Origin of the sequence: Pseudomonas sp. MIL19, assembly GCF_028680365.1 — a bacterium.
Classification (GTDB): Bacteria; Pseudomonadota; Gammaproteobacteria; order Pseudomonadales; family Pseudomonadaceae; genus Aquipseudomonas; species Aquipseudomonas spirodelae.
Genome location: NZ_JAPPVG010000014.1, coordinates 39,579 through 55,695, shown reverse-complemented (window position 1 = coordinate 55,695; position 16,117 = coordinate 39,579). Strand labels below are relative to the sequence as shown.

The window sequence follows — 16,117 nt, the reverse complement described above, 5'->3', positions numbered from 1 at the left end:
GCGCCTAATGCAACCGCTGTACAGCCGCCACAGCGCGCGTAGAATAGCGCCCCTTTGCCCCCAGTTACCGAGCCGACCCCATGTCATTGCCGACACTGCGCATCATTGCTTTTATCCTCGGCATATTCCTGATCACCCTAGCGGCCAGCATGCTGATCCCGATGCTGACGCTGCTGCTGTATTCACGCTCCGATGACCTCAGCGCCTTTCTCTGGTCCAGCCTGGTCACGGCTGCTGCGGGCATTGCCATGGTCATCCCCGGCCGGCCCAAGGATGCGCAGCTGCGCCCGCGTGACATGTACCTGCTGACCACTGGCAGCTGGCTGGTGGTGTGCATCTTTGCCGCTCTGCCGATGGTGCTGATCCATCACATCAGCTACACCGATGCCTTCTTCGAGACCATGTCCGGCGTTACCACTACGGGTTCGACGGTGCTCTCGGGCCTGGATCACGCCTCACCTGGGCTGCTGATTTGGCGCTCGATGCTGCAGTGGCTGGGCGGCATCGGCTTTATCGGCATGGCCGTGGCCATTTTGCCGCTCTTGCGCGTCGGTGGCATGCGCCTGTTCCAGACCGAGTCATCGGACTGGGGCGAAAAGGTCATGCCGCGCTCGCACATGGCCGCCAAATACATCCTGTTTATCTACCTGACGCTGACTCTCGGCGGCTTCATTGGCTTCTGGCTGGCCGGCATGACGCCGTTTGATGCGATCAACCACGCGATGACCTCCATTTCCACTGGCGGCTATTCGACTTCAGACTCATCGCTGGCCAACTGGAGCCAACCCGCCGTGCACTGGGTGGCGGTGCTACTGATGATTTGCGGCGGCCTGCCCTTTACCCTGTATGTCGCGACGTTGCGCGGTAACCGTAAAGCGCTGTTTAAAGACCATCAGGTCCGCGGTTTTCTCGGCTTCCTACTGGCCACCTGGCTGGTTTTCGGCACCTGGCTGTGGCTGCACTCGGACAACAGCTGGTGGGATGCTTTTCGGATTGTCGCGGTGAATGTCACCTCAGTGGTCACCACCACCGGCTTCGCGCTGGGCGATTACACCACCTGGGGCAGTTTCGCCGTGCTGCTGTTCTTCTACCTGACCTTTGTTGGTGGTTGTTCGGGCTCCACCTCCGGCGGGCTGAAGATCTTCCGCTTTCAGGTGGCCTACGTATTGCTTAGGGCCAACTTGCAGCAGTTGGTGCATCCACGCGCGGTGATCAAGCAGCAATACAACAACCACAACCTCGACGAAGAGATTGTCCGCTCGCTGATCACATTTTCCTTTTTCTTCACCATCACCATTGGCGTGATTGCCCTGGGTCTGACCCTACTCGGCCTGGATTGGGTCACCGCCCTCACCGGGGCCGCGACGGCGGTGTGCAACGTAGGCCCTGGCTTGGGCCCGATCATTGGCCCTGCTGGCAACTTCTCCAGCCTGCCAGATGCCGCCAAATGGCTGTTAACTATTGGCATGCTGCTGGGCCGTCTGGAAATTCTGACCGTACTGGTGCTGGTCACTAAGGCATTCTGGCGGCATTAAATGGGCACTTGCCGGATGATTAACTGACCAGGCGCGGCGACAGTCTCTAGAATCTCGCTATTACTGCAATGGAACACGCTTAAATGGCTTGGCCGACCTTACGGATCATCGCGTTTATCAATGGCATCTTTCTCCTGACGCTGGCCATCGGCATGGCCGTGCCCATGCTGACGCTGCTGCTGTTTGAGCGACCTGACGAACTCAATGCCTTTCTCTGGTCGAGCCTGATCACCTTTGTCGTTGGCATCGCGATGATCGCCCAGGGACGGCCCAAGGATATCCAGCTGCGCCCACGCGACATGTACCTGCTGACGGTCTCAAGCTGGGTGCTCGTGGGGCTCTTTGCTGCCCTGCCCTTTATGTTTTCTCTGCGCTTGGGCATCACCGACGCGGTGTTTGAAAGCATGTCGGGCATCACTGCCACCGGAGCCACGGTGTTGACCGGACTGGACAGCATGTCGCCGGGGATTCTGATCTGGCGCTCACTGCTGCACTGGCTCGGCGGTATCGGCTTTATCGCCATGGCCGTGGCGATTCTGCCGATGCTACGTATCGGTGGCATGCGCCTGTTCCAGACCGAGTCCTCGGACCGCTCAGAAAAAATCATGCCGCGCTCGCACATGGTCGCCAAATATATGGTCGCCGCCTACGTCGGCATCAGCTTGCTCGGCTGCCTGGCGCTGTGGATTGCCGGCATGGGCGTGTTCGATGCGATCAACCACACCATGTCGGCGATCGCCACCGGCGGGTTCTCCACCTCCGACCAGTCGGTTGGCAAATGGACCGAACCGGCCGTGCACTGGGTCACCATCGTGCTGATGATTCTCGGCAGTTTGCCCTTTGTGCTGTTTGCCTCGATGCTGCGCGGCAACTACAAAGCCTTGATCAGAGACCAGCAGGTGCGCGGTTTCCTGGCGATTTTGCTCAGTACATGGCTGCTGCTGGGCACCTGGTACTACCTGAGCACCGAACTGCATTGGCTCGAAGCCATTCGCCATGTGGCGTTCAACACCACCTCGATCATGACCACCACCGGCTTTGCCCTCGGTGATTACACGCTGTGGGGCGGCTTTGCCGGCATGTTGTTCTTCTACCTGGGCTTTATCGGTGGCTGCTCGGGCTCGACTGCCGGCGGTTTGAAGATCTTCCGCTTCCAGGTGGCCTATGTACTGCTCAGGGCCAACCTGCTGCAGCTGATTCACCCCCGCGCGGTGATCAAGCAGCAGTACAACCGCCATCACCTGGATGAGGACATCGTCCGTTCAATCCTGACATTCTCGTTCTTCTTCACAATCACGATTGCCGTGCTAGCCCTGGGCTTGACGCTCTGCGGCCTGGACTGGATCACCGCGCTTAGCGGCGCGGCCAGTACGGTGTCCGGTGTCGGCCCCGGCATGGGCCCGATCATCGGCCCGGCGGGTAACTTCTCCAGCCTGCCGGATGTAGCCAAATGGCTGCTGACCTTCGGCATGCTGCTTGGCCGTTTGGAAATTCTCACCGTGTTGGTGCTGATGCTGCCGGCCTTCTGGCGACACTAAGAATCTATTTACGATCTGCTGCGCGTCGGCCCTGCTGCGTTAAAAACAGGCTCGGCAAGCCGCTTGCGGCTAACGCGCTTTAGCGCGACCCGAAGGGCGAGTGAAACGAGTAATGCTCATGTACAGCTCGTACACTCCGCTTGATTCGCTGCGCTGCGTTTCTCGCCTGTTTTTGCCTTGCACGGCTCTAGTTCGCAAGATCGTAAACAGATTCTGAAAACCACGATGCATAGTTAAAGACGCGCGCGGTATTCGCCAGGTGTGGTGTCAAACCAGCGGCGGAAGGCGCGGAAGAAGTTACTTGGGTCAGAAAAACCCAGCAGGTAGGAAATCTCCAACAGGGTCAAATTGGCCTGCCCCAAGTACTGCTCGGCCAGCTCGCGGCGGGTGTCGTCGAGCAGATGCTGGTAGCTGGTGCCTTCATCCTGCAAACGCCGCTGCAAGGTGCGCTCAGACAACAACAGCGCCTGCGCCACCGCCTCACGCTTGGGCTCCCCCTGAGGCAGCAGGCGGCATAACACCTGGCGCACTTGATGGGTGACCCGCGAGCCGGAAAACCGCGCCAGGTAATCACCGGCAAATCGGTCATGCAGCTGCGCCAATGCCTCATTGGCCGAGGGCAGCGGCGCATCCAGATCAGCCCGTTCAAACAGCAACGCATAGTGCTGCGCGTTGAATTTCAGTGGGCACTGAAACACGTCCTCATAGGGCAGCAGATTCTGCGGAGCCGGCCCCATCAAACTGACGCGCCGCGGACGCAGCGTTTTGCCTGTAAGCCACCGACAGAAGGCCAATGAGTGCGCCAGCGAGGCTTCCGCACTCTGCCGGGCCGACGGCAGGCGATCACCGTGGATCGCCAGGAGCATTTCATAACCTTCAGGCGTCGGGTGAAAACTGAGGTCTGCACCCTCAGCAATAATCCGCTGATAACGCACCAAACGGGCAAAGCCTTCCTGCAGATTGCGGCTGCTCATCACCGCATAACCCACCACATTAAACGCCGAAGGCCGCTGGATCTTCGCCATGTTCAGGCCAATGGCTGGGTTACCGGAAGCCTGCACCGCCAGGTGCCAAAGACGGGTCATGGTATCCTGAGCAAAACGCGCGTCGGGGTCACTCAACGCGGCGTAGTCGAGACCGAGCTGGGCAAACAGGCTATGGCAATCAACGCCGCCCAGTTCCAAGGCCGCCACAATGCCCGAGGCCCAGCTGGATGAAGTGGTTCGTTCGCTCATCACTTATTCTTATTAGGGTCAGGAAGACGCAGAAGGATACTAAACTGGCACCGAATGTCAGTGGCCCGGTACGCCAGGCAACCTAGACTGCTAGCAAGCCGCTGCCGTTGCAACCCTGACGGCTACCCGAACAAGAAAAGGAGCCCTGGATGACCCGCGAAACCCACGAACGCTTCAACAGCTTCGCCGAGTTCTACCCCTACTACCTGCAAGAACACAGCAACAGCACCTGCAGACGGCTGCACTTCATCGGCACCACGCTAGTGATCACGCTTCTGGCCTATGTAGTGGTCACCGGCGCTCTCGGCCTGCTTATCGCCCTACCCTTTGTAGGCTACGGATTCGCCTGGGTCGGCCACTTCTTCTTTGAACACAACAAACCCGCCACCTTCCGCTACCCGCGCTGGTCGCTGATGGGCGACTTTGTCATGTTCAAGGACATGCTCACCGGGCGAGTGGCTTTTTAAGCCACAGAACGCCCCTCTGACTTCGCCACGCGGACCGACGCACCCGGCTCAAGCCCGCGCCTTAGCGACGCATTAACTGCCCGTACGCAGACGCCTGTCACAGCCCGCGCAGCCTTTCGACAGGTGCGCTTGGCGGTGGCGACAGGCTTGGTTATGATCCTTGGCTATTTTGCGCAGCCCGTTCGGTGCGCCACCCAGGTGCCCGGCAGAGGCGCCAGACGAGCAGCAGGGATTGTTCTATCGCATGAATGTCAAAAGCGCCCCTCGACTTCCCACCTTACCGTCACCGCCGCTGCGCGAGTATTACTCACGCGTTCTGGCCTATATCGCCATTGCCGCCAGTATTGCCGCCGGGACTTATGTCCAGCATTTCGGCTATGACATTCTCTGGATGGTGCCCTACGCCCTGCTCTACCCACATTTGGCGCACCACCTGAGCCTGCGTTTTAAGCGGGCGCACCCTCAGCGCACCACCCTCAGCCTGCTTTTCATCGATGCACTGCACTGTGGCGCCGTACTCACGCTGCTGGGCTTTTCGGTGGTGCCCTCACTGATGGCGCTGCTGATCATGGCCTTCAGCGCCTTAGTCATCGGCGGCCTGCGCTACCTTGGGCTGGCATCGCTAATTGCCTTTAGCAGCGCAACTTTTATCTTTGCCCTAACCGACGTCACCGCGAACTTCCAGTCCCCGGTACTGGTGGCGCTGGTCAGCATTGCCTTTACCACCCTGTATATCTGCATCACGGCCTACTTCGTGCACCAGCAGGGCCTACGCCTGACCCAGGTACGCAGCGACATCAGCCGCGAGCAAGAAAAAGCCGCACGGCTGGCGCGTAACCTGGCCAAATACCTCTCGCCGCAAGTGTGGGAGTCGATTTTTACCGGCAAAAAGAGCGTGCGCCTGGAAACTCAGCGCAAGAAGCTCACGGTGTTCTTCTCGGACATCAAGGGCTTTACCGAACTGGCCGAAGAGCTGGAAGCCGAGGCCCTGACTGACCTGCTCAACACCTACCTCAACGAGATGTCGAAGATCTGCCTGAAATACGGCGGCACCATCGACAAGTTTGTCGGCGACTGCGTGATGGTGTTCTTCGGCGACCCAAGCAGCAAAGGTGCGAAGAAGGATGCGGTGAATGCCGTGTCCATGGCCATCGCCATGCGCAAACACATGAAGGTGCTACGCCAGCAGTGGCGTGCCCAAGGCATCACCAAGCCGTTGGAAATCCGCATGGGGCTGAACACCGGCTACTGCACGGTGGGCAACTTCGGCGCGGACACGCGCATGGACTACACCATCATCGGGCGCGACGTGAACCTGGCCAGCCGCCTGGAAAGCGCCGCCGATTCGGGTGAAATCCTGATTTCCCACGAGACCTACTCGCTGGTCAAGGACGTGATCATGTGCCGCGACAAGGGCCAGATCAGCGTCAAGGGCTTTACCCGCCCGGTGCAGATTTATCAGGTGGTGGATTTCCGCCGCGACCTAGGCGCCACCTCCAGCTACGTCGAGCATGAGCTGCCGGGCTTTTCCATGTATCTGGACACCAACGGCATCCAGAACTTTGACAAGGAAAAGGTCATCCAGGCCCTCAGTCAGGCAGCCGATAAGCTGCGTGACAAGGTGATCATGTAAGCGCCTGATCACGCCCTACTGCGTGTAAGTTCTGCACCAAGCGGCCTGCACAGTTCACCGTCTAGCAGCGGCTGCTGCGCCAGAAATTCCAGCGCCGAGGCCCGCCAGGATTGCCGCGCGGCCAACTCGGCGCAACGCGCGCGATCCAGGCTCAAGGCCGCCACACAGGCCGCGCGTAAATCCTCATCCATGACTCCGCTGACGCCCGCCTGCAACACATCCAACGGCCCGGCCACCGGAAACGCTGCCACCGGTGTGCCACAGGCCAGGGCCTCAAGCATCACCAAACCATAGGTATCGGTGCGCGAGGGGAACACCAATACGCTGGTGCTCTGAAGAGCCTCGGCCAGCGCCTGACCATGTTGGTAGCCGAGAAAGCGCACCTGCGGATAAGCCGCCTGCAGCGCCTCACGCTGCGGGCCGTCACCGACCACACGCTGCTCTCCCGGCAGGTCGAGGGCCAGAAACGCCTCAATATTTTTCTCTGGGGCAATCCGCCCGACATACAGAAATACCGGTTCCGCCTGGCTTTTCGGCGTTAGCGCAGGGCGAAACAGCCGCGTATCGACACCCTTGCGCCACAGCACCAGGCGTTTTAAACCCCAGCCGGCAAACTCCTCGCGCATGCGCTCGGTGGTCACCAGCACCGCCTGGCTCGGCCGATGAAACGCGCGCAGAAAGGCATAGCCCCAACGCAGTGGAATCCAGGGCCAGCGGGTGTGCACGTATTCGGGAAAACGCGTGTGGATCGCACTGGAGTACGCCAGACCGCGCTTGTTCAGCCAGCGTCGCGCCGCCCAACCCAAAGGACCTTCAGTGGCCAGGTGCACGCAGTCCGGCTGAAACGCGCGAATCGCCGGGCCAACCCGCCAGAGGTTCCATACCAGTGGAATTTCCGGGTAGCTGGGGCACGGCAGCGCACGAAAATCCGCCGGAGACAGCAGTTTGACCTGATGACCGAGTCCGCGCAGTTCACTGATCAGCGCCTGCAGACTGGTGACCACACCATTGACCTGCGGTGACCAGGCGTCGGAGACGATCAGAATCCTCACAGGGCCGGCTCAGCGGCCACAACCGGGGCTGCTTGCAGCTGGCGCGCCTGATCATCCGCCAGACGATACAACTCGATGCTGCCATCCAGATGCTCGATCAGCGCCGTGCAGGACTCCACCCAATCCCCGCAATTCATGTACTCCACCTCACCCATCGAGCGAATTTCGGCATGGTGAATGTGCCCGCAGATCACGCCATTAAAACCACGCTTGGCGCATTCATGAACGATGGCTTGTTCAAAATCGCTGATAAAGCTCACCGCAGTTTTAACCTTGTGCTTGAGGTAAGCCGACAGCGACCAGTAGCCGTAGCCATAGCGGCAGCGCCAGTAATTCAGCCAGCGGTTGAGGGTCAGGGTGAACTCATAGGCCGAGTCACCGAGAAAGGCCAGCCAGCGGTGATAACGGGTGATCACATCAAATTGATCGCCGTGAATCACCAACAGCCGGCGACCATCGGCGGTGATGTGCTCGGCCTCGTCGACCAGCTGCAGATTGCCGAGCATCAGGCTCGAATAGCGCCGCAGAAATTCGTCATGGTTGCCCGTGACATAAATCACCTCGGTGCCACGCTTGCTCATGGTCAACAGACGGCGGATGACGTTGCTATGTGCCTGTGGCCAGTACACACCGCGGCGCAGTTTCCAACCGTCGATAATGTCGCCGACCAGGTAGATCTTGTCGGTTTGATAGCCCTTGAGAAACGCGGCCAGGTGTTCGGCTTGGCAGTCCCGAGTCCCCAGGTGAACATCGGAAATCCACAGGGTGCGGACACATTGCTTGCGGCTGGGCTTGGCGAGCTGAGCGCTGGTCATAGACGACCTCCGGCTGGGTTTGCTCGAGTCTGCTAAGCGCCAGTGAAGCTGCCATGACAAGCGCATGGCAGTTGAATGACAGACCGCCAGGCAGATCTATGGGTAAACTTGGCGCCTGAAAAGGAGCCCTGCATGCCCACGCCGCTGTCGTTGCGTCATTACAGCCATGAACTACTCAGCCACAGCCATGACCACGCGCAGTTGGTTTTTGGCCTGAGCGGCATACTGGAGTTCGAAGTTGCCGGGCATGGCAGCCAAGTAAACAGGCAGACCCTGGCCGTGGTGCCCAGCGCTGCCCTGCACGCCTGCGGTAGCGAACGTGGCAGCCATTGCTTGGTACTCGATGTGCCTTGCGAGCGCTGGTTGCAGCAGCAACTGGGCAGCCACCTGGATGCCACTCGCCGGCTGCTGGAAAAACCGGCGGCGGTCAGCCTCACTCCCGCGCAAAGCCAATTGGTCAATTGGCTGGCGGCCAGCGCGATCAATGACCCAGTGATTGCCCAGCAAGGCGCCGCACTGCTGCTGGCCAGCCTGACCCATGGCGATACGCCGGCCCACGAAAGTAATGCCCTGCCACTGGCCGCGCTGGATGCACATATCGATCAGCATGCCGCACACCCGCTGCAGGTGGCGGATCTGGCGCGCCTGGCAGGCCTCTCAGCGGCACGCTTTCATGTGCGCTTTCTCAGTGAGACCGGGCAAACGCCTATGGATTATGTGCGCAGTCGGCGCCTGCAGCTGGCGCGTCAACTCTTGCAAAGCAGCAACCTGGCCATTGGTGACATCGCCGCACGCGTGGGTTACACCTCACAAAGCGCCTTTACCGCGGCCCTCTGCCGGCAATTTGGCCTGTCAGCACGCGCCTTACGTGTACAGCGCGAGTAATGCGACAAACGCCGCAAGTCCTGCGACAGACTTTTGCCCGGCAGCCCCCTAGACTCCGCTGCTTAGTCTGAGGAGCCGCGGCATGCAACAGATCGAGTGGGACGAATTTCAACGGGTAGAACTGCGCGTCGGCACCGTGCTATCTGCGACGCGCAATGAAAAAGCCCTGAAGCCCGCCTATGTATTGCAGGTCGACCTCGGCGAGTTAGGCGTCAAACAATCCAGCGCCCAGCTGACGGACCACTATCAATGCGCACAGTTGCTCGGCCGCCAAGTGCTCTGCGTGTGCAACTTTGCCGCCAAACGGATTGCCGGCGTGCGCTCCGAAGTGCTGGTGACCGGCGTATATGACGCCGACAACAAGGTGGTGCTGGCCAGCTTCGACAAGCCTGTAGCAAACGGTGCACGCCTGCTATGAACCCACGTAACGCGCTGTGGGCCATCCATCTTGGCGCCCTGCTATTCGGCCTCTCAGGCATTTTTGGCAAGCTGGCTAATACCACCCCACAGATGATCTCTGCCGGCCGTGCGTTCTTCGCCGTGGTGGCGCTGCTGCTCTTTGCCAAGCTGATCAGCAATGCACGGCTGGTGCGCCTCAGCCTAAAACAGCTGAGCCAACTGGCCCTTGGCGGTGCGTTACTCGGTGGGCATTGGTGGAGCTTCTTTGAGGCGGTGCAGATATCTGGCGTGGCCATCGCCACCCTGGGTTTTGCCAGCTTCCCAGCGTTCACCGTGCTGCTCGAAGGGCTGCTGTTCCGTGAGCGCACGCAGCGAGTCGAATACACCATGGTGGCGCTGGTCTGCCTGGGCTTGGTGCTGGTTACGCCAAACTTCAATCTGGCCAGCCAGGCCACCACCGGACTGCTCTGGGCAGTCCTGTCGGGTTTGCTGTTCGCCCTGCTGTCGCTGCTCAATCGCGCCAGCACGCGCGGTATCGACCCGGTGCAGGCGGCGCTATACCAGAACCTGACGGTATTACTGCTCTTTATGCCGCTGGCCTGGCCAAGCCTACCCAGCGTTCAGACACAGGATTGGCTGTGGATGGCCATGCTCGGGATCTTCTGTACCGGTCTGGCGCATAGCTTGTTCGTGGCCAGCCTGAGGGTGCTCAAAGCACGCACCACCGCGGTTATTTTCGCCCTTGAGCCGGTCTATGGAATTACCTTCGCCTGGCTGTTGTTCAACGAACAACCCACCCTGCGCATGCTTGCCGGCGGCCTGCTGATTGTCAGTGCCATCTTTCTCTCGGCGCGCATGGCCAAGTAATCTCAAGACAGACTGGCGGCGCTCAACGGTCGTTATGCCCCAGATCACGCGCGGGGTCGATCTGGTCACGCAGGCGCTGCTTGAGCACCTTGGCCTCGGGAAAGCCGCCATCGGCCTTGCGTTCCCATATCTGCACGCCATCACAGGTAATACGGAACACGCCGCCAGTACCCGGTTCGAGACTGACCCGGGACAAATCATCGGTAAAGCTCGAAAGCAACTCTTGGGCTAACCAGGCCGCGCGCAATAGCCACTGGCACTGACTGCAATAGGTGATCACTACTTCGGCTTTTGGGGTAGACATTGGCAGGCTCACAACGGATGAAACGCGGATGATAGCGCGCGCCTACTCAAGCTCGACATAACAAAACGCCCGCGTACCAGGGGCAAGCAGGCGTTAGTCAGCAGCGCCTTGAATCAGGCGATCTTAGCCAATAGCTGACGGGCTTCCTGCTTCTGCTGCTCATCGCCCTCGTTGATCACTTCATTGAGGATTTGGCAGGCACTGTCCAAGCTACCCTGCTCGATATAAGCCAACGCCGTGTTCAGTTTTGAGACGTTATCGTTGCTGTCCGCCAGCTCATCGATATCATCCAAAAAGGCCACGTTCAGCTCGTCGGCATCCCAACTGTCGTGCGAGCTCTCCTCCACCAGCATCGACTCGGCAAACGGGCTACGCGCATCCCGCGCTGAGGGCTCAAAAATATCCGAACCCTTGCGCTGCTCGGCAGCACGCCCTGGCTTGTCCAGCGCCTTACTCTTCGCTGCGGGGGCAAAGGGGCTGACCAGGTCCCAATCGGCATCCAGGGACATCTCATCGAGATTGAGCTGAACGTCATTCGCGACCGGCTCAGCGGGGGCGGTTTCAACTTCATCGAGTTGCAGCACCATGTCATCAATCTGGCTGGGCGAAGGCACATCGAGCAGCTCAGCATGCCGCGCTTTCAACTCGTCGATACGAACCGGATTAAAGCCAGATTCACGCAGCCGTAACTCCTGCGCATTAAAGCCTTGGGCATCGCCCAACAACGCCAGCACTTCGAGCAGACGAAAGCCAATATCACTGCGTTGCGGCTGAGCTTCCCAGGCCCGCTCCAAGGTACTGGCAGCCTCATTTAAGCGGCCATAGGCGATGTAGACATTGGCGCTTTGCAAGGCATCCTCACCCGCCGCAGGCCATACCGGGCCGGCACGCGTAGCGTCGCGAGGGCTTGTTGAAACCGCAACAGCGGGTTCGGCCGGCACAACACGCTGCGCCTTGGGTGGGTTAGGTATGACCGCAGGCATAACAGGCAGAGGCGCGGGATCTAGCGGCTTTCTAGCACGCCAGAACAGACCTGCAACAGCGGCGAGCAGCAGCACCAGCAGCCCGGCGATGATTCCCAGCCAGTTGCTGCCTGACTCAGGCGCCACCGGTGGATTGACCGCAACCGCGACAGGTGTAACCGCAGCAGCGGCACTCGCACGACTGGCAGCCAACTCAGCCTGAAGATCGGCAATCTGCTGATCACGGGTGCTCATCTGCTCCTGCAACTGCTGCACCTGCTGGCTCAGCTGCGCCAGGCTCTGCTGCAATTGCAAGGTTTCAGCGGTTTGGATGGCCAGCTCCTGCTCGACGCGGGCCTGCTCCTGGATCAGCACCTCAGCCGGCAAATCAGCGCTGACGGCGGGGGCGGGGACAGCCTCGGCGTCCTCAACAACTTGTAAAAAGCCTTCTGCAACAGCCGGCTTGGCTGCGCTGGACGGCGCACTGGCGATGCGGTCGGGCAATAACAATTTCGCACCGGCACGCAGGCGGCTGACATCGCCCTCGATAAAGGCCTGAGGATTCAGGGCCTGGATATCGTCCATCAGCGCCTGAGGCGCCTGGCCAGTATCAGCGGTCAAGCGCGTGGCAATCTTCCACAAGCTATCGCCACTGACCACGCTGTAACTGTTGCCCTGTTGCGCAGCCGGCAAAACCTTCGGCTGGGCGCGCTCGCTAACCGCAGAACGCGGTGTGGCAGGCACCGCAGAGGGTTCGGGCAAACGGTTATAGGCAGCAGAGCTGGGGGGGTCGAGTAATACGGTGTACTCGCGGTATAACTTGCCGCTGGGGCGCGCCACCTCAACGATAAAGTTCAGGTAGGGCTCGCGCACCACCTGGGTCGACACCACGCGAATCACACTTTTACCGCCTCGCAGCAGTGGGGTGAAGCGCAGGCTATTGAAGAAATACAAGCGTTCAACACCGGAACGGCTGAACACATCAGCGGGTGCCAGGCGCACGCGCATGTCGGCGTCACTCAGATCGCCCACATCGAACAATTCGATTTCAGCATCCAACGGCTGACTAAGCGCCGAATGCAGAGTAATTTCACCCAACCCCAGTGCTGGGACCAGTCCCGAATAGAGGGCTGAGCCGGAGGCCAAACCAATCAGTAACTGACGAACCTTTGCCATAAAAAACGCTCCTGGTGAATCCGTCTCTGTGCCCTCGCCGCTTCCCATTGAAGGCGTGCGCGTCCAGCGCTTACGAACGTACAGAAGCCGGCAAATGCTGCGCGGAGAGATACATTCCGTGTTTAACCCGGCTGGTGCATGGCGGCAATAACGAAGGACTGACTGCTGAAAAGCCAACAGTTATTTGGCAAAAAGCCAGCACAGGCGCAAGCATAGGCTAACGGTCAAGAAAACGACAACTCCGTCACACTGATGCCTAGCGCTCAGCGCCTGCTCGACTTGACGCCCCAGGCCGCCAGTACCGTGACGGCGAACACCCCGGCCACCAGCCAGAAGCTCTGTTTAAAAGCCAGCATCTCGGCCAATTGATCGCCGCCTTCAGCGCTGTGCCGCCACTCCAGAAAGAACGTCAGCAGATTCACCCCAAACGCGCCACCCAATTGACGGACGAAGGTAATGGCCCCTGCGCCCTGAGCCAGTTCTGCAGGGCTGAGGATATCCAGCGAGCCAGTGCTCAACGCCGGCAGCAATATCCCCAGGCCGACACGCCCCACGCTGGCCCAGAAGCACAGCACAAGAAATGACGCGCCCTGCTCGATCCAAGCCAACCCTGCCGCCGATAGGGCAAAAATCAGCAGGCCAGCACTCAGCAGCAGCGCCGCAGACAGTCGATCACTGAGCCAACCACCGAGAAAGGACGCCATGCCCATTAATAAACCGGCCGGCAACAGCAACATGCCCGCCCGGCCGGCGCTGAAACCTTCAACGGTTTGCAGGTACAGCGGGATTAGGTAAGTCGACCCATACAACCCCAAGCCCAGGGTCAGCGCGACCCAACTGGCGCTTCGGAAACCCGCATGCCGCCACAACGTCAGCGGCAGTAAAGGCTGAGCGGCACGCCGGCTGCGCTGGATAAACACCAGGCCGGCCAGCAGCGCCAGAGTGCCGGGTAACCAGACGCGAGGAGCGTCCCAGGCAAAACGCTGCGCTTCAGCAAAGAAAAACAGCGCGGCGAATATCGCCACACTCAACCAGGCAAAGGCTTGGATATCCAGGCGCGGCGTGCTGCGCTCACGCACACTGGGCAACAACCACTGGCCGGCCAGCATGACCAGCAGACACAGCGGCAAAGGCATCCAGAAGATCGCCGCCCAGCCAAAATGATCGACCAAGTAACCGCCAATCCCCGGCCCCAATGACGGCGCCAGCATGACCCCCAGGCCATACAGGCCCAATGCCATACCGCGGCCGCCGTCGGCAAATACACGAAAGATCAGCACCATGGCCAACGGCTGCACAATCCCGGCGCACAGCCCCTGCACAATGCGCAGGGCGATCAGTTGCCACGCGGCGTGAGCCACCAGGGCCAACAACGAGCTGATGATAAACAGCAGCAGACCGAACTGCGCCGTACGCCGTGCGCCAAAACGCGCCTGGGCCCAGGCAGCCAACAACAGGCCAGCGGTCATGGCCGCGAGAAAGCCGGTGGACAGCCACTGCGCCAGCGGCCGGCCTATAGAAAAGTCCGTCATGATAGCCGGCAAGGCGACGTTGATACTGGTGGAGGCCAGCACCATGGCCATGCTGCCGACCATCAACAACGCCAGCAGCCACTGCGGGTAACGCGGCCCGAAACGTTGCTGCAGCGCCTGCAGGTCATCACGCATTAGCGCTTTTCCAAGTTACTCAACACCTGGGCATAGACCTTCTGGCAGCGCCGTAATTCTTCTTCATCAATGCCGGCGAAGGCTTCCTCACGCAGTTGTGAGGAGATCGCCTCGATCTTTTCAATCAACGGACGGGCTTCTGGCATCAGGGCAATTTTCTTCGCCCGCCGGTCTTCAGGCACGGCCAGGCGGCTGACCAAGCCTTGGGCTTCTAGGCTGTCAAGCAGACGCGCCAGGGTGGGCCCTTCGACGCCAACGCTCTGCGCCAATTCACGCTGGGTCGGCAATTCAGCAAAGCGCCCCAGATGCAGCAGGACCAACCAACGAGCCTGAGAAAGCCCCAGGCCGACCAAGCGGCGATCCAGTTCAGCGCGCCAGGCGCGGGAGAGTTGAGCAACTTGCATGGCAAAGCGGTGTTGATCGGTAAGTGACATGGTTAACGGCTCTTAACTATAAAAAACTAATTATTAGCCAGCTAACCATAACCCTTTTGACGAGGCAAGCCTGCAAAGGGTTTCACCACTTTACGTACTGATCCTCGACAAACCCCCAACGCTTATCGATGCGCACTTCGGGCTTTCCGGGCGGACGTAATACGCCGCTGAACTGACCGAAAATCTGTTTGAAGTTACTCGCCAGCAGCCCCACGTTCAGCCGCTCTTTGTGCAAACCACGGCCCTCGAACCTTAGTTCTACCTGACCGTCATAGGAGTGGATCAACCAGGGCTGCAATGGCTGCTCGCGATCAAAGGCAAAACGCACTGTATCCACCTTGTGCAATTCACCGTCGAGCCAAAAACAATTTTCGGTAAAGCTGGTTTCATTAACCCCGCAGGACAGATTCAGCCCCACCCGCTGCTCGCCCGCCTGAGCGGATAAACAGGCCCAGTTCCAGTGGGTTTCAGGGCGCATATAACCGGCTGACCAGTCGTGATGAGCAAATGCGCCAATCTGCGCCAGGTCAAAATCACCCAAAGCGCTGCGCACCTGCCCCGTGCAGCGTACCCCGGCGACCTTCTGCGCATAGACCCAGCCATTCACACCCGCTGGCGTATTGATGCACAACGGCTGAAACGCTGGCGGCGCATCGGAAAAGCAGGCGTCGATATGCGTGCCGTCATCCAGCTCCACCAGCAGGCGCTTTTCTCTGGGTGTCGAGGTGTTCTCCAAACGGAGTCGGTTGCCGCCGCTGCGCAACTCGCAAACACCCTGATCAGGTCTCTGCGAGAACTGGCTGCCAAACCCCAGCGGCAGCTTGAACTGACGCTCAATCATCCGCCCGCTGGCCGGGTGAAACAGGTAAACAAAACCCACGCCCAGCAGACTGAGATTGGCCAAGGCGCAACCACCAATCAGCTCATCACTGATCAGGCCGAAATACTGGAATTGATGGAAGCGCCGCCACTTGGCTAAAGCACCGAGCTTGCGACCCATGGGCGAGCGAAAGTCGAAGTCGCGGTAATTGATCAGCCCCGGCGCAGCGGGAAAGATGCCGTAGTGCGGCTGGCCGTTGGCCTGAATCAGTCGGTCCATGGGGCAATTCATGCAAGGGAGACCCGGCGATGCTAGCACCGGAACCGCT

Annotated in this window: 15 protein-coding genes; 7 read left to right on the top strand and 8 right to left on the bottom strand. The window is 59.9% G+C overall.

The features are described 5' to 3' along the window. The first annotated feature begins 80 nt into the window (after positions 1–80). The gene (locus N1078_RS11575; protein ID WP_274088332.1) at positions 81–1,535 is read left to right on the top strand and encodes a TrkH family potassium uptake protein; all 1,455 of its coding nucleotides are present in this window, start codon (positions 81–83) and stop codon (positions 1,533–1,535) included. Positions 1,536–1,618: 83 nt separating this feature from the next. After that, on the top strand, positions 1,619–3,073 hold the full coding sequence (locus N1078_RS11570; protein WP_274088331.1) for a TrkH family potassium uptake protein: 1,455 nt from the start codon (positions 1,619–1,621) through the stop codon (positions 3,071–3,073). Positions 3,074–3,306: 233 nt separating this feature from the next. On the opposite strand, the gene N1078_RS11565 is transcribed toward N1078_RS11570, so the two are convergent. Then, positions 3,307–4,308, bottom strand: a complete 1,002-nt coding sequence (locus N1078_RS11565) for an AraC family transcriptional regulator (RefSeq protein WP_274088330.1) — start codon at positions 4,306–4,308, stop codon at positions 3,307–3,309. Positions 4,309–4,457: 149 nt separating this feature from the next. Here N1078_RS11565 and N1078_RS11560 point away from each other — a divergent pair, with 149 nt between their 5' ends. Then, positions 4,458–4,775 (top strand): DUF962 domain-containing protein, encoded by a 318-nt coding sequence (locus N1078_RS11560; protein ID WP_274088329.1) that lies wholly within the window; start codon positions 4,458–4,460, stop codon positions 4,773–4,775. 244 nt (positions 4,776–5,019) lie between these two features. After that, positions 5,020–6,408, top strand: coding sequence for an adenylate/guanylate cyclase domain-containing protein (locus N1078_RS11555; RefSeq protein ID WP_274088328.1), 1,389 nt, complete (start codon positions 5,020–5,022; stop codon positions 6,406–6,408). 8 nt (positions 6,409–6,416) lie between these two features. Here the strand turns inward: N1078_RS11555 and N1078_RS11550 are convergent, their stop codons facing one another. Together N1078_RS11550 and N1078_RS11545 are read right to left on the bottom strand one after the other, a co-directional pair. Beyond that, positions 6,417–7,460, bottom strand: a complete 1,044-nt coding sequence (locus N1078_RS11550) for a glycosyltransferase family 4 protein (protein WP_274088327.1) — start codon at positions 7,458–7,460, stop codon at positions 6,417–6,419. Further along, positions 7,457–8,275: a UDP-2,3-diacylglucosamine diphosphatase gene (locus N1078_RS11545; RefSeq protein WP_274088326.1), complete on the bottom strand. Its 819-nt coding sequence runs from the start codon at positions 8,273–8,275 to the stop codon at positions 7,457–7,459. The genes N1078_RS11550 and N1078_RS11545 overlap by 4 nt, the downstream gene beginning before the upstream one ends. Positions 8,276–8,407: 132 nt before the next feature. Between N1078_RS11545 and N1078_RS11540 the strand changes: the two genes are divergently transcribed. The 3 genes from N1078_RS11540 (at position 8,408) to N1078_RS11530 (ending at position 10,426) form a co-directional block, all read left to right on the top strand. Next, entirely contained in the window at positions 8,408–9,160 is a 753-nt protein-coding gene (locus tag N1078_RS11540; RefSeq protein WP_274088325.1) for an AraC family transcriptional regulator, read from the top strand. A gap of 82 nt (positions 9,161–9,242) precedes the next feature. Then, entirely contained in the window at positions 9,243–9,578 is a 336-nt protein-coding gene (locus N1078_RS11535) for a tRNA-binding protein (RefSeq protein ID WP_274088324.1), read from the top strand. Then, the gene (locus tag N1078_RS11530) at positions 9,575–10,426 is read left to right on the top strand and encodes a DMT family transporter (protein ID WP_274088323.1); all 852 of its coding nucleotides are present in this window, start codon (positions 9,575–9,577) and stop codon (positions 10,424–10,426) included. Before N1078_RS11535 ends, N1078_RS11530 begins: the two co-directional genes overlap by 4 nt. A gap of 22 nt (positions 10,427–10,448) precedes the next feature. On the opposite strand, the gene N1078_RS11525 is transcribed toward N1078_RS11530, so the two are convergent. The 5 genes from N1078_RS11525 to N1078_RS11505 form a co-directional block, all read right to left on the bottom strand. Beyond that, positions 10,449–10,730, bottom strand: coding sequence for a SelT/SelW/SelH family protein (locus tag N1078_RS11525; RefSeq protein ID WP_274088322.1), 282 nt, complete (start codon positions 10,728–10,730; stop codon positions 10,449–10,451). A gap of 113 nt (positions 10,731–10,843) precedes the next feature. Then, complete coding sequence (locus N1078_RS11520) at positions 10,844–12,868, bottom strand: FimV/HubP family polar landmark protein (RefSeq protein WP_274088321.1); 2,025 nt, start codon at positions 12,866–12,868, stop codon at positions 10,844–10,846. Between the two features lie 263 nt (positions 12,869–13,131). After that, on the bottom strand, positions 13,132–14,535 hold the full coding sequence (locus tag N1078_RS11515; protein ID WP_274088320.1) for a DHA2 family efflux MFS transporter permease subunit: 1,404 nt from the start codon (positions 14,533–14,535) through the stop codon (positions 13,132–13,134). Further along, positions 14,535–14,969 carry a MarR family transcriptional regulator gene (locus N1078_RS11510; RefSeq protein WP_274088319.1) on the bottom strand — a complete coding sequence of 145 codons (435 nt, stop codon included), beginning with the start codon at positions 14,967–14,969 and terminating at the stop codon, positions 14,535–14,537. The genes N1078_RS11515 and N1078_RS11510 overlap by 1 nt, the downstream gene beginning before the upstream one ends. An 82-nt stretch (positions 14,970–15,051) precedes the next feature. Further along, positions 15,052–16,068, bottom strand: a complete 1,017-nt coding sequence (locus tag N1078_RS11505; RefSeq protein WP_274088318.1) for a DUF2804 domain-containing protein — start codon at positions 16,066–16,068, stop codon at positions 15,052–15,054. Between the last annotated feature and the right edge of the window lie 49 nt (positions 16,069–16,117).

Bases quoted from the DNA above. Each gene is read 5' to 3' on its own strand.
- N1078_RS11570 (WP_274088331.1), top strand. From the start codon at position 1,619: ATGGCTTGGCCGACCTTACGGATCATCGCGTTTATCAATGGCATCTTT.
- N1078_RS11530 (WP_274088323.1), top strand. From the start codon at position 9,575: ATGAACCCACGTAACGCGCTGTGGGCCATCCATCTTGGCGCCCTGCTA.
- N1078_RS11565 (WP_274088330.1), bottom strand. From the start codon at position 4,308: ATGAGCGAACGAACCACTTCATCCAGCTGGGCCTCGGGCATTGTGGCG.
- N1078_RS11545 (WP_274088326.1), bottom strand. From the start codon at position 8,275: ATGACCAGCGCTCAGCTCGCCAAGCCCAGCCGCAAGCAATGTGTCCGC.
- N1078_RS11515 (WP_274088320.1), bottom strand. From the start codon at position 14,535: ATGCGTGATGACCTGCAGGCGCTGCAGCAACGTTTCGGGCCGCGTTAC.
- N1078_RS11575 (WP_274088332.1), top strand. From the start codon at position 81: ATGTCATTGCCGACACTGCGCATCATTGCTTTTATCCTCGGCATATTC.
- N1078_RS11510 (WP_274088319.1), bottom strand. From the start codon at position 14,969: ATGTCACTTACCGATCAACACCGCTTTGCCATGCAAGTTGCTCAACTC.
- N1078_RS11520 (WP_274088321.1), bottom strand. From the start codon at position 12,868: ATGGCAAAGGTTCGTCAGTTACTGATTGGTTTGGCCTCCGGCTCAGCC.
- N1078_RS11560 (WP_274088329.1), top strand. From the start codon at position 4,458: ATGACCCGCGAAACCCACGAACGCTTCAACAGCTTCGCCGAGTTCTAC.
- N1078_RS11525 (WP_274088322.1), bottom strand. From the start codon at position 10,730: ATGTCTACCCCAAAAGCCGAAGTAGTGATCACCTATTGCAGTCAGTGC.
- N1078_RS11505 (WP_274088318.1), bottom strand. From the start codon at position 16,068: ATGGACCGACTGATTCAGGCCAACGGCCAGCCGCACTACGGCATCTTT.
- N1078_RS11555 (WP_274088328.1), top strand. From the start codon at position 5,020: ATGAATGTCAAAAGCGCCCCTCGACTTCCCACCTTACCGTCACCGCCG.
- N1078_RS11540 (WP_274088325.1), top strand. From the start codon at position 8,408: ATGCCCACGCCGCTGTCGTTGCGTCATTACAGCCATGAACTACTCAGC.
- N1078_RS11535 (WP_274088324.1), top strand. From the start codon at position 9,243: ATGCAACAGATCGAGTGGGACGAATTTCAACGGGTAGAACTGCGCGTC.